Origin of the sequence: Kineococcus aurantiacus (genome assembly GCF_013409345.1) — a bacterium.
Classification (GTDB): domain Bacteria; phylum Actinomycetota; class Actinomycetes; order Actinomycetales; family Kineococcaceae; genus Kineococcus; species Kineococcus aurantiacus.
Genome location: NZ_JACCBB010000001.1, coordinates 1618324 through 1637249, shown reverse-complemented (window position 1 = coordinate 1637249; position 18926 = coordinate 1618324). Strand labels below are relative to the sequence as shown.

Genomic DNA, 18926 nt, shown 5'->3' with positions numbered 1-18926 from the left:
CGCAATTCGTCTCGAGGAGATGGGCAACCCCCGTGCGCACGTTCACCCCGAAGCCGGGCGACATCGACCGCCGCTGGCTCGTCATCGACGCGGAGGACGTCGTTCTGGGCCGTCTGGCCGTCCAGGCCGCGACCCTCCTGCGAGGCAAGCACAAGGCGACGTTCGCCCCGCACGTCGACGGTGGCGACTACGTCATCATCGTCAACGCCTCCAAGGTGGCCCTGACCGGCTCCAAGCGCGAGCAGAAGGTCGCCTACCGCCACTCGGGCTACCCGGGCGGCCTGAAGGCCACCAGCTACGTCGAGCTGCTCGACAAGAACCCGGAGAAGGCCGTCGAGAAGGCCATCCGCGGCATGATCCCGAAGAACGCGCTCGGCCGTCAGGTCCTGAGCAAGCTCAAGGTCTACGCGGGCCCCGAGCACCCGCACGCGGCGCAGCAGCCCGTGCCCTTCACGATCACCCAGGTCGCGCAGTGAGCCGCGGCACCCACACGGCGAACTGAACGAGGAGCATCGTGAGCGAGTACACGACTGAAGACGTCGTCGAGGACATCACCGAGACCGACGAGTTCGACGGGTCCTACACGTCGGAATCGTCCGCCCCGGCCACCGGCGGCAACAGCATCATCGCCCCCGGCGGGGCCACCGGCCGCCGCAAGGAGGCCGTCGCCCGCGTCCGCATCGTCCCCGGCACCGGCCAGTGGAAGATCAACGGCCGCGACCTGGACGACTACTTCCCGAACAAGGTGCACCAGCAGCTCGTCAACGAGCCGTTCCGCGTCACCGCGCTCGAGGGGTCGTTCGACGTCATCGCCCGCATCCACGGTGGTGGCTCCTCCGGCCAGGCCGGTGCGCTGCGCCTGGGCGTGGCCCGCGCGCTCAACGCCGTGGACCTCGAGGCCAACCGCCCGGCCCTGAAGAAGGCCGGCTTCCTGACCCGCGACGCGCGCGTCATCGAGCGCAAGAAGGCCGGTCTGAAGAAGGCCCGCAAGGCGCCGCAGTTCAGCAAGCGCTGATCCAGCGCACGCGAGTACCGTCACGACGGCCCCGGGAGTCTCCCGGGGCCGTCGTGCCGTCTGGGGCCGGGTTCGGCCGAGTGGGGGAGGAACGCAGGGTGGGGCGGCTGTTCGGGACCGACGGGGTGCGGGGGCTGGCGAACGTCGACCTGACCGCCGGGATGGCGTTGGGGTTGGCCGCCGCGGCAGCCACCGTCCTCGTGGACGAGGGGGGCCCGGCGCACCCGCGGGCCCTGGTGGCGCGCGACCCGCGCGCCTCGGGCGAGTTCCTCTCCGCGGCCGTCGTCGCCGGCCTGGCCGGGTCCGGGGTCGACGTCCTCGACGTCGGGGTCGTGCCCACCCCGGCGCTGGCGCACCTGGTGCAGACCTCCGGCGCCGACTTCGGCGTCGTGCTGTCCGCCTCGCACAACGCCATGCCCGACAACGGGCTGAAGATCTTCGCCCGCGGCGGCACGAAGCTGCCCGACGAGGTCGAGGACCGCATCGAGGCCGCCTTCCGCTCCGACGACGCCCGCCGCCCCACGGGCTCCGGCGTCGGCCGCGTGCACGCCGGTCCCGACGTGGAGCAGGACGCCCAGGACACCTACGTCGACCACCTGCTGTCGACGCTGCCGGGCGGGCCGGGGTCCCTGGCCGGGCTGCACGTCGTCGTCGACTGCGCCAACGGCGCCGCCAGCGCCGTGTCCCCGCGCGTCCTGCGCGAGGCCGGGGCGCGCGTGACCGCCCTGCACGCCGCCCCCGACGGGCTGAACATCAACGACGGGTGCGGGTCCACCCACCTCGGGCCGGTCAGCGCGGCCGTCCTCGCGCACGGCGCGGACCTCGGGCTCGCCCACGACGGCGACGCCGACCGGTGCCTGGCGGTGGACGCCGCCGGGAACACCGTCGACGGCGACCAGATCATGGCCGTCCTCGCCCTGGCGCTGCGCGACCGGGGCCAGCTCGTCGAGGACACCCTCGTGGCGACCGTCATGAGCAACCTCGGGCTCAAGCTCGCCATGCAGCGCGAGGGGGTGACGGTCGTCGAGACGGGCGTGGGCGACCGGTACGTCCTGGAGGCCCTCAACGCCGGCGGGTGGAGCCTGGGCGGTGAGCAGAGCGGCCACGTCGTCCTGCCGGCGCACGCCACCACCGGTGACGGCGTCCTGACCGGGCTGCAGCTGCTGGCGCGGATGGCCGAGACCGGCCGCAGCCTGGCCGACCTGGCCGGCGTCGTCGACCGGCTCCCGCAGGTCCTCGTCAACGTCCGCGGCGTCGACAAGTCCCGCGCCGGCCACGACGAGGACCTCCTGGAGGCCGTCGCCGACGCCGAGCGGGAGCTGGGCTCGACGGGCCGGGTCCTGCTGCGGCCCAGCGGCACCGAACCGCTCGTGCGGGTCATGGTCGAGGCCGCGCGCACCGAGCACGCCCAGGACGTGGCCGACCGGCTGGCCGAGGTCGTCCGCAAACGACTGGCGCTGTGACGGGCGGTTCTGCCTGACTGGTCCGGTGGAGTTCACCGGCACCACCAACGCCGCACCCGACCGCGCCGACTGGGCGCGGCGGTGGTTCGACACCTGGTACGACGTCCTGGCCGACGCCGAGGCCGTCGGCCGCGCCGACCCGGCCTCCTGGGGCCGGGGCGAGCTGCGCGCCGGGCTGGAGCGGGGCAGCACCACCGAACGGGTCCACCTCGTCCTGGCCCTCGACGGCGGCACGCCCGCGGGGGTCGCCGACGTCCGGTTCTGGCTGCAGGACAACGCGCACGTGGCCGAGGCGGTCCTCGCCGTCGGCGCGCGGCACCGGCGCCGGGGCGTCGGCGCGGCCCTGCTCGCCCACGTCCTCGACCTCGCCGAGGCCGGTGGCCGCACGGCGGTGCGGGTCGGCGTGGACCGGCCCGTCGGGGCCGACGCGGCGACCTGGCCCGGCTCGGTCGCCGCGCGCCGCTGGGGCTTCACCCGCGGGCAGCTCGCCGCGCGCCGTCAGCTGCCGCTGCCCGTGCCCGCGCAGCGGCTGGCCGCGCTGGAGGCCGCGGCCCGGCCGCACGCGGCCGGGTACCGGGTCCGGGCCTTCGCCGGCCCCGTCCCCGAGGCCGACCTGGAGGCCGTGGCCGGGCTGACGGCCCGCATGAGCACCGACGCCCCGGCGGGTGACCTCGTCGTCGAACCGGAGGTGTGGGACGGGGCCCGCCTGCGCGAGGTCGAGGCCGAGCGCGCCGCCCAGGGCCGGCGCCAGTGGGTCGCCGTCGCGCAGGCGCCGACCGGGGAGCTCGTCGGGTTCACGGTGCTCGTGCGGGCCGACCACGAGCCCGAACGGCTCGTCCAGCTGGACACCCTGGTGCTGCGCGAGCACCGCGGGCACCGGCTGGGGATGCTCCTGAAGCTGGCGTGCCTGCGCCGGGCCGTCGCGGACTGCCCGGGCGCGCAACGGGTCTCGACGTGGAACGCCGTGTCGAACACCCCGATGGTCGCGGTCAACGAGGCGCTCGGTTTCGTGCTGGACGAACTCGTCGAGGAGTTCGAGGCCCCCGTGGCCGACGTCCGGCGGGCCCTGGCGGGCCGCGGGTCCGGTCAGACCTTGCGCAGCCTCACCTGACGCACCGAGTGGTCGGCGCCCTTCTGCAGGACGCACGTCGCCCGGCCCCGCGTCGGCAGCACGTTCTCCGCCAGGTTCGGGCCGTTGATCTCGTCCCAGATGCGCCGGGCCCGGGCCACGGCCTCGTCGTCGGTGAGGGCGGCGTAGCGGTGGAAGTAGGACTGGGGTTTGGAGAACGCGGTGCGGCGCAGCTCCAGGAACCGGTCGACGTACCAGTTCTGCACGTCCTCGCTGCGGGCGTCGACGTACAGGGAGAAGTCGAAGTAGTCGCTGACCGCGACGCCCTGGGTGCCGTCGGCGCGCACGCGGGCCGGTTGCAGGACGTTCAGGCCCTCCACGATGAGCACGTCGGGCCGGTTCACGACGATCTCCTCGTCCGGCACGATGTCGTACACCAGGTGCGAGTACACCGGTGCGCGGACCTCGGGGGCCCCCGACTTCACGGCGGCGACGAACCGCAGCAGCGCGCGGCGGTCGTAGCTCTCGGGGAAGCCCTTGCGGTGCATGATGCCGCGCCGTTCCAGCTCGGCGTTCGGCAGCAGGAACCCGTCGGTCGTCACCAGCTCGACGCGGGGGGTCTCGGGCCAGTGCGAGAGCAGCTCGCGCAGCACGCGGGCCGTCGTGGACTTGCCGACGGCCACCGACCCGGCGACGCCGATGACGAACGGCGTGCGCTCGGTCGGCTCCCCGAGGAACGTCGAGGTCGCCGCGTGCAGCGAACCGGCCGAGCGGTCGTACAGCGTCAGCAGCCGGGACAGCGGCAGGTAGACCTCCTCCACCTCCCGCAGGTCCACCCGGTCGCCCAGACCGCGCAGCCGGGCCACGTCCTCGGCCGTCAGCGTCATGGGGGTGCTGGCGCGCAGCGCGCTCCAGTGGGACCGGTCGAGCACCACGTAGGGGGAGGGGGAGCTCGCCGGCGCGGTCGGGGAGGTGGTCGTCGCGCCCGTGCTCACCGGCCAGAGGCTACCGGGTGCCCAGCGGGTGGCCCCGGCGCGCAGGTGACGGGGAGCGGCCCCGGCGGACCGTACGCTCGACCCCATGTGCGGAATCGTCGGGTACGCGGGGGCCGCCCCGCAGGGCGCTGACCAGGCCGGGGGCCGGGCCGTCGAAGTGGTCCTGGAGGGCCTGCGGCGGCTGGAGTACCGGGGGTACGACTCGGCGGGCATCGCCGTGGTCACCGGCCGCGACGGCGCCGGCGGGGTCGAGACCCGCAAGAAGGCCGGCAAGCTCGCCAACCTCGTCGAGGTCCTGGGCACCGACCCGCTGCCGCAGTCGGGCACGGCCATCGGGCACACCCGCTGGGCCACCCACGGCGGCCCCACCGACGCCAACGCGCACCCGCACGTGGGGGTCGGCGGCAAGCTCGCCGTCATCCACAACGGCATCGTCGAGAACTTCGCGACCCTGCGCGCCGAGCTGACCGCGGCCGGGGTGGAGTTCACCAGCGAGACCGACACCGAGGTCGTCGCCCACCTGCTGGCCCGCGCCTACGACGGCGAGCAGGGCGGGGACCTCACCGAGGCCATGCGCGCCGTCTGCCTGCGCCTGGAGGGCGCGTTCACGCTGCTGGCCGTGCACGCCGACGTCCCGGACACCATCGTCGGCGCGCGCCGCAACTCCCCGCTGGTCGTCGGCCTGGGCGAGGGCGCCAACTACCTCGGCTCGGACGTGGCGGCCTTCATCGCCTCCACCCGCGAGGCCCTGGAGCTGGGCCAGGACCAGGTCGTGACCATCACCCCCACCTCGGTGGTGGTCACCGGTTTCGACGGCACCCCCGCCCAGGGCCGCCGGTTCCACGTGGACTGGGACGCCGCGGCCGCCGAGAAGGGCGGGTACCCGTCGTTCATGGCCAAGGAGATCCACGACCAGCCGCAGGCCATCGCCGACACCCTGCTGGGGCGCGTCGACGCGACCGGCCGGCTGCAGCTGGACGAGCTGAAGATCCCCGAGGCCGAGCTGCGCAGCGTCGACAAGATCGTCGTGGTGGCCTGCGGCACCGCGGCGTACGCGGGCCAGGTCGCCAAGTACGCCATCGAGCACTGGTGCCGGGTCCCCGTCGAGGTCGAGCTGGCCCACGAGTTCCGCTACCGCGACCCCGTCGTCTCCGACCGCACGCTCGTCGTGGCGATCTCCCAGTCGGGGGAGACGATGGACACGATCATGGCCGTGCGGCACGCCCGCGAGCAGGGCGCGAAGGTCCTGGCGATCTGCAACACCAACGGCTCGACGATCCCGCGCGAGTCCGACGCCGTGCTGTACACCCACGCCGGCCCGGAGATCGCGGTGGCCTCCACCAAGGCCTTCCTCGCCCAGATCACCGCCTGCTACCTGCTCGGGCTGTTCCTGGCCCAGCTGCGCGGCAACAAGTTCTCCGACGAGGTGGCCGACGTCCTCGCGCAGCTGCACGAGGTCCCCGGCCAGGTCCGGCAGGTCCTCGACGGCCTGGAGCAGGTCCGCGAGATCGCCCGCTACATGGCCGACACCCGCTCGGTGCTGTTCCTGGGCCGCCACGTCGGGTACCCCGTCGCCATGGAGGGGGCCCTGAAGCTCAAGGAGCTGGCGTACATCCACGCGGAGGGCTTCGCCGCCGGGGAGCTCAAGCACGGCCCGATCGCCCTCGTCGAGCCCGGCCAGCCCGTGTTCGTCGTCGTCCCCAGCCCCCGCGGGCGGGACTCGCTGCACTCCAAGGTCGTCTCCAACATCCAGGAGGTGCGCGCCCGCGGGGCCCGCACCCTCGTCATCGCCGAGCAGGGCGACACCGCGGTCGAGCCCTACGCCGACGTGGTCATCCACATCCCGCGGACCTCCACGCTGCTGTCGCCGCTGCTGGCCGTCGTGCCCCTGCAGGTCTTCGCCTGCGAACTGGCCACGGCCAAGGGCCTGGACGTCGACCAGCCCCGCAACCTGGCCAAGTCCGTCACCGTGGAGTGACCCCCCGCCGTCGGGCGCCGCGGACCCTCGTGGCACCGTGACGCTCGACGGCGGGGGCCTGCGGAGGGTGCACGGATGATCATCGGGATCGGGATCGACGTCGTCGACGTCGCCCGCTTCAAGCGTCAGGTCGAGCGCACGCCGCTGCTGCTCGAGAGGCTCTTCGGCGACGGCGAGCGCGGTCTGCCACCGGAGTCGCTGGCCGCGCGGTTCGCGGCCAAGGAGGCCGTCGCGAAGTCGCTGGGCGCGCCCGTCGGGCTCGTCTGGCGCGACGTCGTCGTCGAGCGCGAGGACGGGCACCGCCCGGAGATCGCCGTGCGCGGCAGCGCGAAGGAGATCGCCGAGGGGATGGGCGTGGCGACGTTCCACCTGTCGCTGTCGCACGACGCCGGCATCGCCACCGCCATGGTGGTCGCGGAGTCGAAGTGATCGTCGCGCACCGGGTCGAGGACGTCCGCGCCGCCGAGCGGGCCGCGCTGGCAGCGCTGCCGGCGGGCACGCTCATGGACCGCGCCGCCGCCGCCCTCGACGTCGTGTGCGCCGACGTCCTGCGCGAGAGCACCGGGGCCGTCGCGGGCCGCCGCGCCGTCGTGCTCGCCGGGGCCGGCGACAACGGCGGCGACGCCCTGCTCACCGCCGCGCGCCTGGCCCGCCGGGGCGTCGCCGTCACCGCGCTGCTGACCGCCGACCGCGCCCACGCCCCGGCCCTGGCGACGGCCCGCCGCGCCGGGGTCCGGGCCCGCGCCTGGCGCGCGGGCGACGAGAGCACCTGCGCCGCGGCCGACCTGCTCCTCGACGGCATCGTCGGCATCGGCGGGGGCGGCGGCCTGCGCCCGGCGCACGAGGGCCTCAGCGCCCTCGACGGGCCCGTCGTCGTGGCCGTCGACGTCCCCTCCGGCCTGGACGCCGACACCGGCGCCGTGACGGGGGAGGTCCTGGCCGCCGACCTCACCGTGACGTTCGGCACGGCCCGGCCCGCGCACCTCCTCGCGCCCGCGGCCGGGTTCTGCGGCCGGCTGCTCGTGGCCGACATCGGCCTGGCGGACCTGCCCGCGCCGGCCGTCGAGCGCGTCGAGCCGCGCGACGTCGCCGGCCGCTGGCGCCGCCCCGGCCCGGCCGACGACAAGTACTCCCGCGGGGTCGTGGGCGTCGTCGCCGGCGGTCCCGACTACACCGGCGCGGCCGTCCTGGCCGTCGAGGCCGCCGTCCGCGCCGGGGCCGGGATGGTCCGCTACCTCGGTCCCGGGCACCCCACCGAACTGGTCCGGCACCGCCGCCCCGAGGTCGTCGCCGGGCCCGGCCGCGTCCAGGCGTGGGTCCTGGGCCCGGGCGTCTCGCCCGAGGACCCCGAGCAGCAGGAGCGCGTCCGCGCGGCCCTGGCCTCCGGCGAACCCGCCGTCGTCGACGCCGGCGCCCTGGCCGCCCTGCCCGGCACCCTCGGCCCGCAGCACGTCCTGACCCCGCACGCCGGGGAGCTGGCCCGGCTGCTCGGCGTGGAGCGCGCCGCCGTCGAGGCCGACCCGCTGGCCGCCGCCCGCCGCGCCCACGAGCGCACCGGGGCCACCGTCCTGCTCAAGGGGTCGGTCACCACCGTCGTGGGGGGAGGGGGACGGGTGCTGACGGCCGCCTCGGCCCCCGACTGGCTCGCCACCGCGGGGGCCGGCGACGTCCTCGCCGGCGTCCTCGGCGCGGCCCTGGCCGCCCGCCCGGACGAGGACCCGGCCGTCGTGGCCGCCGACGCCGCCGTCCTGCACGGCTGGGCCGCGACCCTGGCCAGCGCCGGCGGCCCGATCGCCGCGCTCGACGTCGCCGAGGCCGTCCCCGCCGCGCTCACCTCCCTGCCCGGGTGGGACGGCCGCCCCTGACGGCCGGGCGAGTACCGTCGAGACGTGCCCCCACGTCCTGACGTGCCCGCCGACGTCCCCGCCGTGGCCCTCGTCGACCTCGACGCGATCGCGCACAACGTGCGGGTCGTGCGCCGGGCCGTGGGGCCCGCGCAGGTGATGGCCGTCGTCAAGGCCGACGCCTACGGGCACGGCCTGGTCCCGGCGGCCCGCGCGGCGCTGGCCGGCGGGGCGACGTGGCTGGGCGTCGCGCACGTGCACGAGGCGCTGGCGCTGCGCGCGGCGGGCGTGGAGGCCGACGTGCTGGCCTGGATCCTCACCCCCGGCACCGACCTGCTGCCCGCCGTGCGGGCCGGCGTCGACGTCTCGGTGTCCGCGGTGTGGGCCCTGGAGCAGCTCGCCGGGGCCGCCCGGGCCGCGGGGCGGCGCGCCGGGGTCCACCTGGAGGTCGACACCGGCATGTCCCGCGGCGGCGCCTCGCCCGCGGAGTGGCCCGCCCTGCTGGACGCCGTCGCCAAGCACGTCGAGGCTGGTGACGTGCAGGTGCGCGGCACGTGGGCGCACTTCGCCAGCGCCGACGTCCCCGGGGACCCCTCCGTGCCCAGCCAGCTGGACGCCTTCGAGGCCGCCCTGCGGGCCGCCCGCGACCACGGCGTCGACCCCGGCCTGCGCCACCACGCCAACTCCGCGGCCGCCTTCTTCGTCCCCCAGGCGCGCTACGACCTCGTCCGGGCCGGCCTGGCGGTCTACGGCCTCAGCCCGGCCCCCGAGCGCGCCACGGGCGCCGAGCTGGGCCTGCGCCCGGCGATGACGCTGGCCGCGCGCCTGGCGCACGTCCGCCGCGTCCCCGCCGGTGCGGGCGTGTCCTACGGGCTGACCTACACCGTCGAGCACGACACGACGCTGGGGCTGGTGCCCGTGGGCTACGGCGACGGGGTGCCCCGGCACGCCTCCTGGGACGGCCACCGGTCCGGGGAGGTGCTCGTCGGCGGTGCCCGCCGCCGCATCGCCGGCCGCGTCTGCATGGACCAGGTCGTCGTCGACCTCGGCGACGACGCCGCCGCCCCCGGGGACCTCGCCCTCGTCCTGGGCCCCGGCGACGACGGCGAGGCCACCGCCGACGACTGGGCCGCGGCCGCCGGGACGATCTCCTGGGAGGTCGTCACCCGCATCGGGGCCCGGGTGCCCCGCCGCTACGCGGGGGCCCTGGCGTGAGGCCGGCCCTGCGGGACCCGCGGCACGCGCGCGCCGCCGACCCCCGCGAGGAGCTGCACCCGCTGTCCGGCGAACCCGTCGAGGTCGTCACCGACGACGGCACGCGGCTGCACGTCGACGTCGACCCCGCCGACCGCCCCGGGGCCCTCACCGTCGTGCTGTGCCACGGGTACGCCCTGTCCGGCGACTGCTGGCACTTCCAGCGGCTCGCGCTGCGCGGGCGCCACCGGCTCGTCCTGCCCGACCTGCGCGGGCACGGCCGCTCCGCCCGCGGGCCCGCCGGCCCCGTCACCGTGGCCCGGCTCGCCGACGACCTCGGCCAGGTCCTCGACGCCGTCGTCCCCGAGGGCCCCTTCGTCCTGGTGGGGCACTCCCTGGGCGGCATGACCGTCATGGAGCTCGCGGCCCGCCGCCCCGACCTGCTCCCGCGGCTGCGGGCCGCGGCCCTCATCGCCACCAGCGCCGGGGGGCTGGCCGCCGTCGACCACGGCCTGCCGCTGCTGGGCCACCACCTCGTGCACTGGGCCGAGCTCGCCCTGGAGCGCGCCGGCGGCCGCTACGACGTCCTGGAGCGCTCGCGCCGGGTGGGCGCCGACCTGGAGCAGCGGCTCGTGCGGCACTGGAACTTCGCCGGGCCCGTCGCCCCCGAGCTGGTGCGGCTCACGGGCCGGATGCTGGCCGCGACCCCCGTCGACGTCATCGCCGACCTGCTGCCCGCCTTCGGGACCCTCGACGAGCGCGAGGCGCTCGCGGGCCTGGCGGGCCGGCCGGTGCTGGTGCTGACCGCCGAGCGCGACCTCATGACCCCCGCCGCCCACGGCCGGGAGATCGCCGACGCCCTCCCGGGCGCCGAGCACGTCCTGGTCCGCGGGGCGGGGCACCTGCTGATGCTGGAGCACCCCTCGGTCGTGACCGCGCGGCTGGAGCGGCTGCTGGCCCGCTCGGGCGGTGCGGCGCCGGTGCCCCACGAGGTCGTCGTCCCCCTGCAGACCCGGACGCGACGGAGGACCCGGTGACCGAGCTGGAGCTGCGCACCCCCGAGGAGACCTCCGCGTTCGGCGGGCGGGTCGGGCGGCTGCTGCGCGCCGGTGACCTCGTCGTGCTCTCGGGGGACCTGGGCGCGGGGAAGACGACGTTCACCCGGGGCCTGGCGGAGGGCCTGGGCGTGCGCGGGCCGGTGACGTCGCCGACGTTCGTCATCGCCCGCGAGCACCCCTCCCTCGTCGGCGGGCCCCCGCTCGTGCACGTCGACGCCTACCGGCTGGCCTCGCTCGCCGAGGTCGACGACCTCGACCTCGACACCGCCGCGCAGGAGGCGGTGACGGTCGTGGAGTGGGGTCGCGGGCTCGTGGAGGACCTCACGGGGGACCGGCTGGAGATCGAGCTGCTGCGGCCCCACGGGGAGGTCGCCGTCGAGGGGGAGGCCCCCGTGGAGCCGCGGCGCGTGCGCGTGCGCGGCACCGGCGCGCGCTGGGAGGGCGTGGAGCTCGCGTGAACCTCGCCGAGCGGACCGCGGACGGGCGGGTCCGGGGCTTCTCCCGCCGGCACGCCGACCGCCCCCGCGCCGGGGTGCTCGTCCTGCACGGTTTCACCGCCACGCCGCTGTCGGTGGCGGGCTGGGCCGAGGAGTTCCACGCCGCGGGGTTCGACGTCGAGGTGCCGCTGCTGCCCGGGCACGGCACGACGGTCGCCGACTGCGACCGCAGCACGTGGGCGGACTGGGTCGCCGCGGCGTCGGCGGCGCTGTCGCGGCTGCGCAACGACGTCGTGCTGGTCGCCGGGATCTCGATGGGCGGCGCGCTGGCGCTGCGGCTGGCCGAGCTGCGCCCCGACCGCGTGCACGGCCTGGTCCTGGCGAACCCGGCGGTCGCGCTGGAGCCGTGGAAGGAGCTGGCGGTCGCCACCCTGGGCCGGGTCCTGCCCCGCTGGTCCGCCGTCGCGGGCGACCTGCAGGACCCCGCCGCGCAGGTCCTGGCCTACGACCGGACGCCGCTGCGGGCCCTGGTCTCCCAGGTCGGCGGCTGGCGGCGCACCCGCGACGACCTCGCCCGCGTGCACCAGCCCGTCCTGCTGCTGCGCTCGCGCGTCGACCACGTCGTGCCGGCGGCCTCGGCCCACCGGGTGCTGGCCGGGATCTCCTCCGAGGAGGTGACGGAGGTGGTGTACGCCAACAGCTTCCACGAGCTGACCTCGGACCGCGACGCCCCTGCCGTCTTCGCCGCCTCGGTCCGCTTCGCCCGCCGCCTGGCCCACCCGCGCCCCTGACCCCGGCGCGGCCGGTCGGCGGGGGAGGGGGCGCCTAGACTCCCGGGGTGCTGCTGCTCGCCCTCGACACCGCGACCGACGGCGTGGCCGTCGCCGTCCACGACGGCGAGCGGGTCCTCGCCGCCACCCGCGCCGGGACCGCCCGGAGCCACAACGAGGTCCTCGTCCCCACGGTCGCGGCCGTCCTGGCCGACGCCGGCCGCGACCGCACCGAGGTCACCGACGTGGCCGTCGGCGTCGGGCCCGGGCCCTTCACCGGGTTGCGCGTCGGCGTCGTCACCGCGCGCACGCTCGCGCTGGCGTGGGGAGCGCGGGTGCACGGCGTCTGCTCCCTGGACGCCCTCGCCGCGCAGGCCGCCGCGGACGGGCTGGCCGGGGAGTTCCTCGTCGCCACCGACGCGCGCCGGCGCGAGGTCCACACCGCCCGGTACGTCGCCTCGGGGGAGGGGGTCCGGCGCACGGCCGGTCCCGACGTCCTGGCCCCCGCCGACGTCCGCCCCGACGTCCCCGTCGTGGGGTCGGGGACCCGGCTGTACCCCGACGCCCTCGGCGGCGCCCGCGCGCCCTTCGAGGTGGACGGGGCGGCCCTGGCGCAGCTCGTGGCCGACGCCCTCGCCGGCCGCGGGACGTGGGGACTGCTGCCGCCGGAGCCGCTGTACCTGCGGCGGCCCGACGCGACCGAGCCGGGGGCGCGCAAACGCGTCACGGCGTAGCGTGGGCGGGTCCGGGAATCTCACCGAGGAGGCCCAGCCCGTGACCGACACCGTCCTGCACCAGGCCATCGGTCGCGCCTCGCGCCGGTTGATGCCCATGATCGTCGCCCTGTACGTCGTGTCCTTCCTCGACCGGACGAACGTCAGCTTCGCCGAGGACGCCCTCGAGCTGGACCGCGGCATCTCGGACGCGGCGTACGCCTTCGGCGCGGGCGTCTTCTTCATCGGCTACGCGATCTTCGAGATCCCCAGCAACCTCGCGCTGCGCCGGTTCGGGGCCAAGGCGTGGCTGGCGCGCATCGCGATCACCTGGGGGATCGTCTCGGCGTGCTTCGCCTTCGTGCAGGGCGAGACGTCGTTCATCGTGCTGCGCTTCCTGCTCGGGGTCACCGAGGCCGGGTTGTTCCCCGGCATCATCATGTACCTGGCCGAGTGGTTCCCCAACGCCCACCGCACCCGCATGTTCGCGGTGTTCTACCTGGCGCAGCCGTTCTCGCAGATGGTCGGTTCCCCGCTGTCGGGGGCGCTGCTGGAGCTCGGCGGCTCGATCGACGGGGTGACCGGCTGGCAGGCCATGTTCGCCGTGGAGGGCCTGCTCGCGGTGGTCGCCGGGGTGGTGGCGATCTTCGCCCTCGTGAACTCCCCGGAGGACGCGAAGTTCCTGTCCCCGCAGGAGAAGGCGGCGCTGCGGGAGGCCATGGCCTCCGAGGACGAGCTGCGCTCGGCCGACGGCCCCAGCGGGGTGTGGGCGGCCATGCGCAACGGCCGCGTCTGGTACTTCACCGTCATCTACTTCTGCCTCCAGGTGGCGGTCTACGGCGTGACGTTCAACCTGCCCACCCAGGTCGCGGGCCTGACCGGGCGGGAGGTCGGCTGGCAGGTCGGGCTCATCACGGCCGTGCCCTGGTTCGTGGGGATGTTCGCCTGCTACTCCGTCGGCCGGCACGCGGTGACGGTGAGGCGGCGCCGCGCGTGGGGGACGTGGTTGTTCGTCAGCACCGGCGCGTTCGTGCTGGGGTCGGCGTGGGCGGGCGCCAACGGGTACGCCCTCGTCGGCATCGTGTGCATCACGGTCGCCGTGTCGTCGTTCCTGTCGATCGGCCCCATCACGTGGTCCTACCCGACGGCGTTCCTCACCGGCGCCGCCGCGGCGGCCGGCATCGGGCTCATCAACTCCCTGGGGAACCTCGGGGGTTTCGTCGCCCCGATCCTGCGGTCGTGGGTGGCCACGGGCACCGGGTCGGACGCGCTGGGGGTCGCGGCGCTCGGCGTCCTGCCCTTCCTGGCGGCGGTGATGATGTGGGGCACCAGGCGGTTCCGGATCCGCGCCGACCGGCTGCTCGTCGACGTGCGCGGGGAGCGGGCCGCGGTGGACGGCGGCGCGGACCGCCGCTGAGGCGCGCGAACCCCTGACCGGCCCCCTCACCGGCCCCGCGACGGGGCCGGCGGCGGACCGCGGCTGCCCGGCAGCCGGGAGCGCCGCACGACGACCGTGCCCCGGCCCGGACTGCGCGGGCCAGGGGCGCCTGGCAGGATCGGCCCCGTGATCCGCCCGGCCCGCCCCGAGGACCTGCCCCGGCTGCAGGAGGTCGAACGCGCTGCGGGAGAGGCTTTCCGGTCGCTGGGCATGGACGCCGTCGCCGACGACGAACCGCCCGCGCTCGAAACCCTCGCGGGCTACCTGGGCCGGTCGTGGGTCGCCGTCGAGGGCGGCCGCGTCGCGGGGTACCTGCTGCTCGACGTCGTCGACGGCCACGGCCACGTGGAGCAGGTCTCGGTCGACCCGGCGCACGCCCGCCGCGGCATCGGCCGCGCCCTGCTCGACGTCGCCGGTGCGCAGCACCGGACCCTCACCCTCACGACCTTCGCCGACGTCCCCTGGAACGCGCCGTACTACCGCCGCCTGGGTTTCCGCGACCTGCCCGACCCGGGCCCGGGACTGCGGGAGCTGCGCCGCCGCGAGGCGGAGCACGGGCTCGACGCCTGGCCCCGCGTCTGCCTCGTGCGGCACCTACCCTGATCCCCGTGGAACTGCGGGAGATGCGCTGGTGGCACGTCGCCGACGTGCACGCCCTCGAACTGGACCTCTTCGGCGCCACGGCGTGGTCCGTCGAGTCGTTCTGGGGGGAACTGGCCCAGCCCAACCGCAGCTTCCTCGTCGCGGTCGAGGGGGACCGCGTCGTCGGGTACGGCGGGGTGATGGTCAACGGCGCCGACGCCGACGTCCAGACCATCGGCGTCGCGCGCGACCAGCAGGGCCGGGGGACGGGCCGCGAACTCCTGCGGGCCCTGCGCGCCGCGGCCGTCGAGGCGGGGGCCACGCACCTGCTGCTGGAGGTCCGCGCCGACAACGAGCCCGCGCAGAACCTCTACCGCAGCGAGGGGTTCGAGCAGATCGCCCGCCGGGCCCGGTACTACCAGCCCGACGACGTCGACGCGCTCGTCCTCCGGGCGCGCATCAGCTGACGGGTTCGACGACCAGGACGCTCTGCCGGCCCCGCAGCCGCGTCAGCACGATCGTCGCCGCGCGGGACCCCTTGAGGGCCAGCTGCCGGCGCAGCTGGTCGGGGTCGACGGCCGTCCCGCGCTTCTTCACCGTCAGCGCCCCGACGTCGAGGGCGCGCAACCGCGCGCGCAGGGGTTTCAACCCGAACGGCAGGACCTCCAGCACCCGGAACGACCGCGCGAACGGCGAGGTGGCCGCGTCGTCGGTCGTGACGTAGGCGATGGTCTCGTCGACGAGCCGGCCGCCGAGGTCGGCGGCGACGCGCCCGACGAGCCCGGCCCGGATGACGGCGCCGTCGGGTTCGTGCAGGAAACCCCCCACGTCCCCCACGTCCGCCGCGGGCAGGTCGCGGTCGTCCAGCTCCAGGGCGGTGGCACCGCGCACGACCCGGGCGCTGCGGGCCACCCCCGGCCGGGCGAGCGGGCCGCACCACAGCGCGCACTCGACGACCTCGCCGTCCACCGACGTCCACTGCGCCTCCGCGCCGGCGGGCACGAGGTCGTGGGGCAGGCCCGGTGCGAGCTTGGCGCCGGTGGCGGGGACCCGGGCGGCCGTGGCGAGCACGAAGGACAGGGGAGGGGACGTGGCCTCGGGGTCGAAGACCCGCCGCCCGCCCGAGGTCCGGCGGGCGGGGTCGAACCAGGCGCCGTCGGTGGGGGACAGCTCCCCGACGACGCCCGCCGTGACGTCCTCGCAGCGCACCCGGACCCCGAGGTTGTGGGTGGCGACGGCGGCCGTGACGGGGTCGGCGTCGACGGGCAGCACCGCCAGCCCCGCGTCGAGGAAGGCGAGGGAGTCCGCGCCCACCCCGCAGCCGAGGTCGGCGACCCGGGCGACCCCCGCGGCGGCGAAGCGGCGGGCGTGCTCGGCCGCCACGACCGCGCGGGTCGCCTGCTCGGCGCCGGCGGGGGTGAGCAGCAGTCCGGCGGCCCGCGGTCCGAACTTGCCCTCCGCCCGGGCCCGCAGCCGCGACTGGGTCGTCGCCAGCGCCGCGAGCGCCGGGTCGTGGCCCTCGCGCCGCAGCCGGCCGGCCAGTGCGACGGGGTCCTCGGCGACCGTCCCGGCCAGCTGCGCGAGCAGCGCGCGCCCCTCGGGGGACTGCAGCGCTTCGACATCGGCGGTGTTCACCCGCCCGATGCTGCCAGGACGCCCCCGTGCCTGGCACTCGCCTGGCCTGAGTGCTAACGTCTCGCCCAGCGTCGGTGGCACTCCCCACGGGGGAGTGCCAACGGGGCAGCGGCCGCCCGGCACCCGCGACGACGGTCGTCCGCTCCCCACCGCACCGACCGTCCCGTACGCCAGTTCGCTGAAGCAGAAGGGGAGGGCCGCACCAGTGTCGGTCTCCATCACTCCGCTCGAGGACCGCATCGTCGTCAAGCCGCTCGACGCGGAGCAGACGACCGCTTCCGGTCTCGTCATCCCGGACACCGCCAAGGAGAAGCCCCAGGAGGGCGAGGTCCTGGCCGTCGGCCCGGGCCGCGTGGACGACAACGGCAACCGCGTGCCGGTCGACGTCGCCGTGGGCGACAAGGTCATCTACTCCAAGTACGGCGGCACCGAGGTGAAGTACGGCGGCGACGAGCTGCTGATCCTCTCGGCGCGCGACGTGCTCGCCAAGGTCGCCAAGTAAGCGGCAGAGGTTCACCGCGCCCCGGGCGCCCGGTCCCCCGGGAGCCCGGGGCGTTCCTCGTCCCGCTGCACACACGGAAGGAAGAAGGCACATGGCCAAGCAGCTCTCGTTCGACGACACCGCCCGCAAGTCCCTGGAGCGCGGCGTCGACGCCCTCGCCAACGCCGTCAAGGTGACCCTGGGCCCCAAGGGCCGCAACGTCGTCATCGACAAGAAGTGGGGTGCGCCGACGATCACGAACGACGGCGTCACCATCGCCCGCGAGGTCGAGCTCGAGGACCCGTACGAGAACCTCGGCGCCCAGCTCGCCAAGGAGGTCGCCACCAAGACGAACGACGTCGCCGGTGACGGCACCACCACCGCGACCGTCCTGGCCCAGGCCCTGGTCAAGGAGGGCCTGCGCAACGTCGCGGCCGGCGCCGCCCCCTCGGGCCTCAAGCGCGGCATCGACGCGGCCGTCGAGGCCGTCAACGACCAGCTGCTGAAGCTGGCCCGCGACGTCGACGGCAAGGGCGACATCGCCCACGTCGCGACGATCTCCGCCCAGGACCCGACCGTCGGCGACCTGCTCGCCGACGCGTTCGACAAGGTCGGCAAGGACGGCGTCATCACGGTCGAGGAGTCCTCCACGACCGCGCTGGAGCTGGACTTCACCGAGGGCATGCAGTTCGACAAGGGCTACATCTCGCCCTACTTCGTCACCGACGCCGAGCGCCAGGAGGCCGTCCTGGAGGACGCCTACGTGCTCGTGCACCAGGGCAAGATCTCCACGGTCCAGGACCTGCTGCCGCTGCTGGAGAAGGTCCTCAAGACCTCCAAGCCGCTGCTGATCATCGCCGAGGACGTCGACGGCGAGGCGCTGTCGACCCTGGTCGTCAACAAGATCCGCGGCACCTTCAACGCCGTCGCGGTGAAGGCCCCCGGCTTCGGCGACCGCCGCAAGGCGATCCTGCAGGACATCGCGACCCTCACCGGCGCGCAGGTCGTGGCCGAGGAGGTCGGCCTCAAGCTCGACCAGATCGACCTCGACGCCCTGGGCACCGCCCGCCGCATCACGGTCACCAAGGACGACACCACGATCGTCGACGGCGCCGGCTCGGCCGACGACATCGCCGGCCGCGTCGCCCAGATCAAGGCCGAGGTCGAGCGCACCGACTCCGACTGGGACCGCGAGAAGCTGCAGGAGCGCCTCGCGAAGCTGTCCGGCGGTGTCGTCGTCATCAAGGTCGGCGCGCACACCGAGGTCGAGCTCAAGGAGAAGAAGCACCGCATCGAGGACGCCGTCTCCGCGACGCGCGCCGCGATCGAGGAGGGCATCGTCGCCGGCGGCGGCTCGGCCCTGGTGCACGCCGTCTCCGTGCTCGAGGGCGACCTCGGCAAGTCCGGCGACGAGGCGACCGGTGTCGCGCTGGTCCGCAAGGCGGCCTCCGAGCCGCTGCGCTGGATCGCCGAGAACGCCGGCCTCGAGGGCTACGTCGTGGTGGAGAAGGTCCGCTCTCTGGAGCCGGGCAACGGCCTGAACGCCGCGACCGGCGAGTACGTCGACCTGCTGGCCGGCGGGGTCCTGGACCCGGTCAAGGTGACGCGCTCGGCGCTGCGCAACGCCGCCTCCATCGCCTCGATGGTCCTGACCACCGACACCCTCGTGGTGGACAAGAAGGAGGAGGAGCCCGCCGCCGCGGGTCACGGTCACGGCCACGGCCACTGACCTCCCCCTCAGCACCACCGCACGGCAGCACCACCGCACGACGAAGGGCCCGGTCCCCCTGGGGGGCCGGGCCCTTCCGCGTCCGCGCGCCGCACCACCGCGCGCGGGGTGGTGCCGGGTGTCAGCTGGCGACGCGCAGCCCGCGGCGGCGCTCGCTCGTGTAGATGGCCTCGCGGTCGTCCTCGGTGAGCCCACCCCAGACGCCGTAGGGCTCGCGCACCTTCAGGGCGTGCTTGCGGCACTGCTCCAGGACGGGGCAGCCGCCGCAGATGGCCTGCGCGGCGGCGTCGCGGTTGCGGCGGGCGGGGCCGCGCTCACCCTCGGGGTGGAAGAAGAGGTTGGGGTCGGCCTCGCGGCACGAGCCGTCGAGCTGCCACTCCCAGATGTCGGCGACGGGTCCGGGGAGACGGGAGATCTCGGCCATGGTGCGCTCCTCGAGGGAAGGGATCTTGCTGACTGCCCCCGAACGTACAACCGCGTCAGAAGTTGTTCAAGCCCCTGGGACGAACTTGTTCACGATCTCCC

Annotated in this window: 20 protein-coding genes; 17 read left to right on the top strand and 3 right to left on the bottom strand. The window is 75.6% G+C overall.

What is annotated here, in order from left to right:
- Positions 1–32 precede the first annotated feature (32 nt).
- The 4 genes from rplM (at position 33) to BJ968_RS07810 (ending at position 3589) form a co-directional block, all read left to right on the top strand.
- Positions 33–476, top strand: coding sequence for a 50S ribosomal protein L13 (gene rplM / locus BJ968_RS07825; protein ID WP_179750696.1), 444 nt, complete (start codon positions 33–35; stop codon positions 474–476).
- A 38-nt stretch (positions 477–514) separates the two neighbouring features.
- Entirely contained in the window at positions 515–1015 is a 501-nt protein-coding gene (rpsI, locus tag BJ968_RS07820; protein ID WP_425491481.1) for a 30S ribosomal protein S9, read from the top strand.
- 98 nt (positions 1016–1113) lie between these two features.
- Positions 1114–2478, top strand: a complete 1365-nt coding sequence (glmM, locus tag BJ968_RS07815) for a phosphoglucosamine mutase (RefSeq protein WP_179750694.1) — start codon at positions 1114–1116, stop codon at positions 2476–2478.
- Between the two features lie 25 nt (positions 2479–2503).
- On the top strand, positions 2504–3589 hold the full coding sequence (locus BJ968_RS07810) for a GNAT family N-acetyltransferase (RefSeq protein WP_179750692.1): 1086 nt from the start codon (positions 2504–2506) through the stop codon (positions 3587–3589).
- Here BJ968_RS07810 and coaA read toward each other — a convergent pair.
- Entirely contained in the window at positions 3565–4542 is a 978-nt protein-coding gene (gene coaA / locus BJ968_RS07805; protein ID WP_179750690.1) for a type I pantothenate kinase, read from the bottom strand. The two genes, BJ968_RS07810 and coaA, sit on opposite strands and share 25 nt — an antisense overlap.
- 85 nt (positions 4543–4627) lie before the next feature.
- On the opposite strand from coaA, the gene glmS reads away from it, so the two are divergent.
- The 11 genes from glmS (at position 4628) to rimI (ending at position 15023) form a co-directional block, all read left to right on the top strand.
- A complete protein-coding gene (gene glmS / locus BJ968_RS07800; protein ID WP_179750688.1) occupies positions 4628–6520 on the top strand; it encodes a glutamine--fructose-6-phosphate transaminase (isomerizing) in 1893 nt (630 codons plus the stop codon).
- Positions 6521–6595: 75 nt separating this feature from the next.
- Positions 6596–6949 (top strand): holo-ACP synthase, encoded by a 354-nt coding sequence (locus BJ968_RS07795; protein ID WP_179750687.1) that lies wholly within the window; start codon positions 6596–6598, stop codon positions 6947–6949.
- Complete coding sequence (locus BJ968_RS07790; protein WP_179750686.1) at positions 6946–8385, top strand: NAD(P)H-hydrate epimerase; 1440 nt, start codon at positions 6946–6948, stop codon at positions 8383–8385. Before BJ968_RS07795 ends, BJ968_RS07790 begins: the two co-directional genes overlap by 4 nt.
- A gap of 24 nt (positions 8386–8409) precedes the next feature.
- Positions 8410–9579, top strand: a complete 1170-nt coding sequence (gene alr, locus BJ968_RS07785) for an alanine racemase (RefSeq protein WP_179750685.1) — start codon at positions 8410–8412, stop codon at positions 9577–9579.
- A complete protein-coding gene (locus BJ968_RS07780) occupies positions 9576–10595 on the top strand; it encodes an alpha/beta fold hydrolase (RefSeq protein WP_179750684.1) in 1020 nt (339 codons plus the stop codon). The genes alr and BJ968_RS07780 overlap by 4 nt, the downstream gene beginning before the upstream one ends.
- Positions 10592–11074, top strand: coding sequence for a tRNA (adenosine(37)-N6)-threonylcarbamoyltransferase complex ATPase subunit type 1 TsaE (tsaE, locus tag BJ968_RS07775; RefSeq protein ID WP_179750683.1), 483 nt, complete (start codon positions 10592–10594; stop codon positions 11072–11074). The genes BJ968_RS07780 and tsaE overlap by 4 nt, the downstream gene beginning before the upstream one ends.
- Complete coding sequence (locus tag BJ968_RS07770) at positions 11071–11844, top strand: alpha/beta fold hydrolase (protein ID WP_179750682.1); 774 nt, start codon at positions 11071–11073, stop codon at positions 11842–11844. The genes tsaE and BJ968_RS07770 overlap by 4 nt, the downstream gene beginning before the upstream one ends.
- Positions 11845–11891: 47 nt before the next feature.
- A complete protein-coding gene (tsaB, locus tag BJ968_RS07765; RefSeq protein ID WP_179750681.1) occupies positions 11892–12557 on the top strand; it encodes a tRNA (adenosine(37)-N6)-threonylcarbamoyltransferase complex dimerization subunit type 1 TsaB in 666 nt (221 codons plus the stop codon).
- A gap of 91 nt (positions 12558–12648) precedes the next feature.
- Positions 12649–13953, top strand: coding sequence for an MFS transporter (locus BJ968_RS07760; protein ID WP_179756384.1), 1305 nt, complete (start codon positions 12649–12651; stop codon positions 13951–13953).
- Positions 13954–14100: 147 nt separating this feature from the next.
- Complete coding sequence (locus BJ968_RS07755) at positions 14101–14577, top strand: GNAT family N-acetyltransferase (protein WP_343077888.1); 477 nt, start codon at positions 14101–14103, stop codon at positions 14575–14577.
- A gap of 5 nt (positions 14578–14582) precedes the next feature.
- Positions 14583–15023 (top strand): ribosomal protein S18-alanine N-acetyltransferase, encoded by a 441-nt coding sequence (rimI, locus tag BJ968_RS07750; protein WP_218884927.1) that lies wholly within the window; start codon positions 14583–14585, stop codon positions 15021–15023.
- On the opposite strand, the gene BJ968_RS07745 is transcribed toward rimI, so the two are convergent.
- Positions 15016–16191, bottom strand: a complete 1176-nt coding sequence (locus BJ968_RS07745) for a THUMP-like domain-containing protein (RefSeq protein WP_179750679.1) — start codon at positions 16189–16191, stop codon at positions 15016–15018. The genes rimI and BJ968_RS07745 overlap by 8 nt on opposite strands.
- Positions 16192–16396: 205 nt before the next feature.
- On the opposite strand from BJ968_RS07745, the gene groES reads away from it, so the two are divergent.
- Positions 16397–16693, top strand: coding sequence for a co-chaperone GroES (groES, locus tag BJ968_RS07740; RefSeq protein ID WP_012084928.1), 297 nt, complete (start codon positions 16397–16399; stop codon positions 16691–16693).
- Positions 16694–16784: 91 nt separating this feature from the next.
- The gene (groL, locus tag BJ968_RS07735) at positions 16785–18401 is read left to right on the top strand and encodes a chaperonin GroEL (protein ID WP_179750677.1); all 1617 of its coding nucleotides are present in this window, start codon (positions 16785–16787) and stop codon (positions 18399–18401) included.
- 121 nt (positions 18402–18522) lie between these two features.
- Here groL and BJ968_RS07730 read toward each other — a convergent pair whose 3' ends face one another.
- On the bottom strand, positions 18523–18825 hold the full coding sequence (locus tag BJ968_RS07730; RefSeq protein WP_179750675.1) for a WhiB family transcriptional regulator: 303 nt from the start codon (positions 18823–18825) through the stop codon (positions 18523–18525).
- Between the last annotated feature and the right edge of the window lie 101 nt (positions 18826–18926).

What these genes read in the sequence shown, in the direction of transcription:
- groL (WP_179750677.1), top strand. Translation starts at nt 16,785, where the DNA reads ATGGCCAAGCAGCTCTCGTTCGACGACACCGCCCGCAAGTCCCTGGAG.
- BJ968_RS07730 (WP_179750675.1), bottom strand. Translation starts at nt 18,825, where the DNA reads ATGGCCGAGATCTCCCGTCTCCCCGGACCCGTCGCCGACATCTGGGAG.
- BJ968_RS07760 (WP_179756384.1), top strand. Translation starts at nt 12,649, where the DNA reads ATGCCCATGATCGTCGCCCTGTACGTCGTGTCCTTCCTCGACCGGACG.
- BJ968_RS07795 (WP_179750687.1), top strand. Translation starts at nt 6,596, where the DNA reads ATGATCATCGGGATCGGGATCGACGTCGTCGACGTCGCCCGCTTCAAG.
- glmS (WP_179750688.1), top strand. Translation starts at nt 4,628, where the DNA reads ATGTGCGGAATCGTCGGGTACGCGGGGGCCGCCCCGCAGGGCGCTGAC.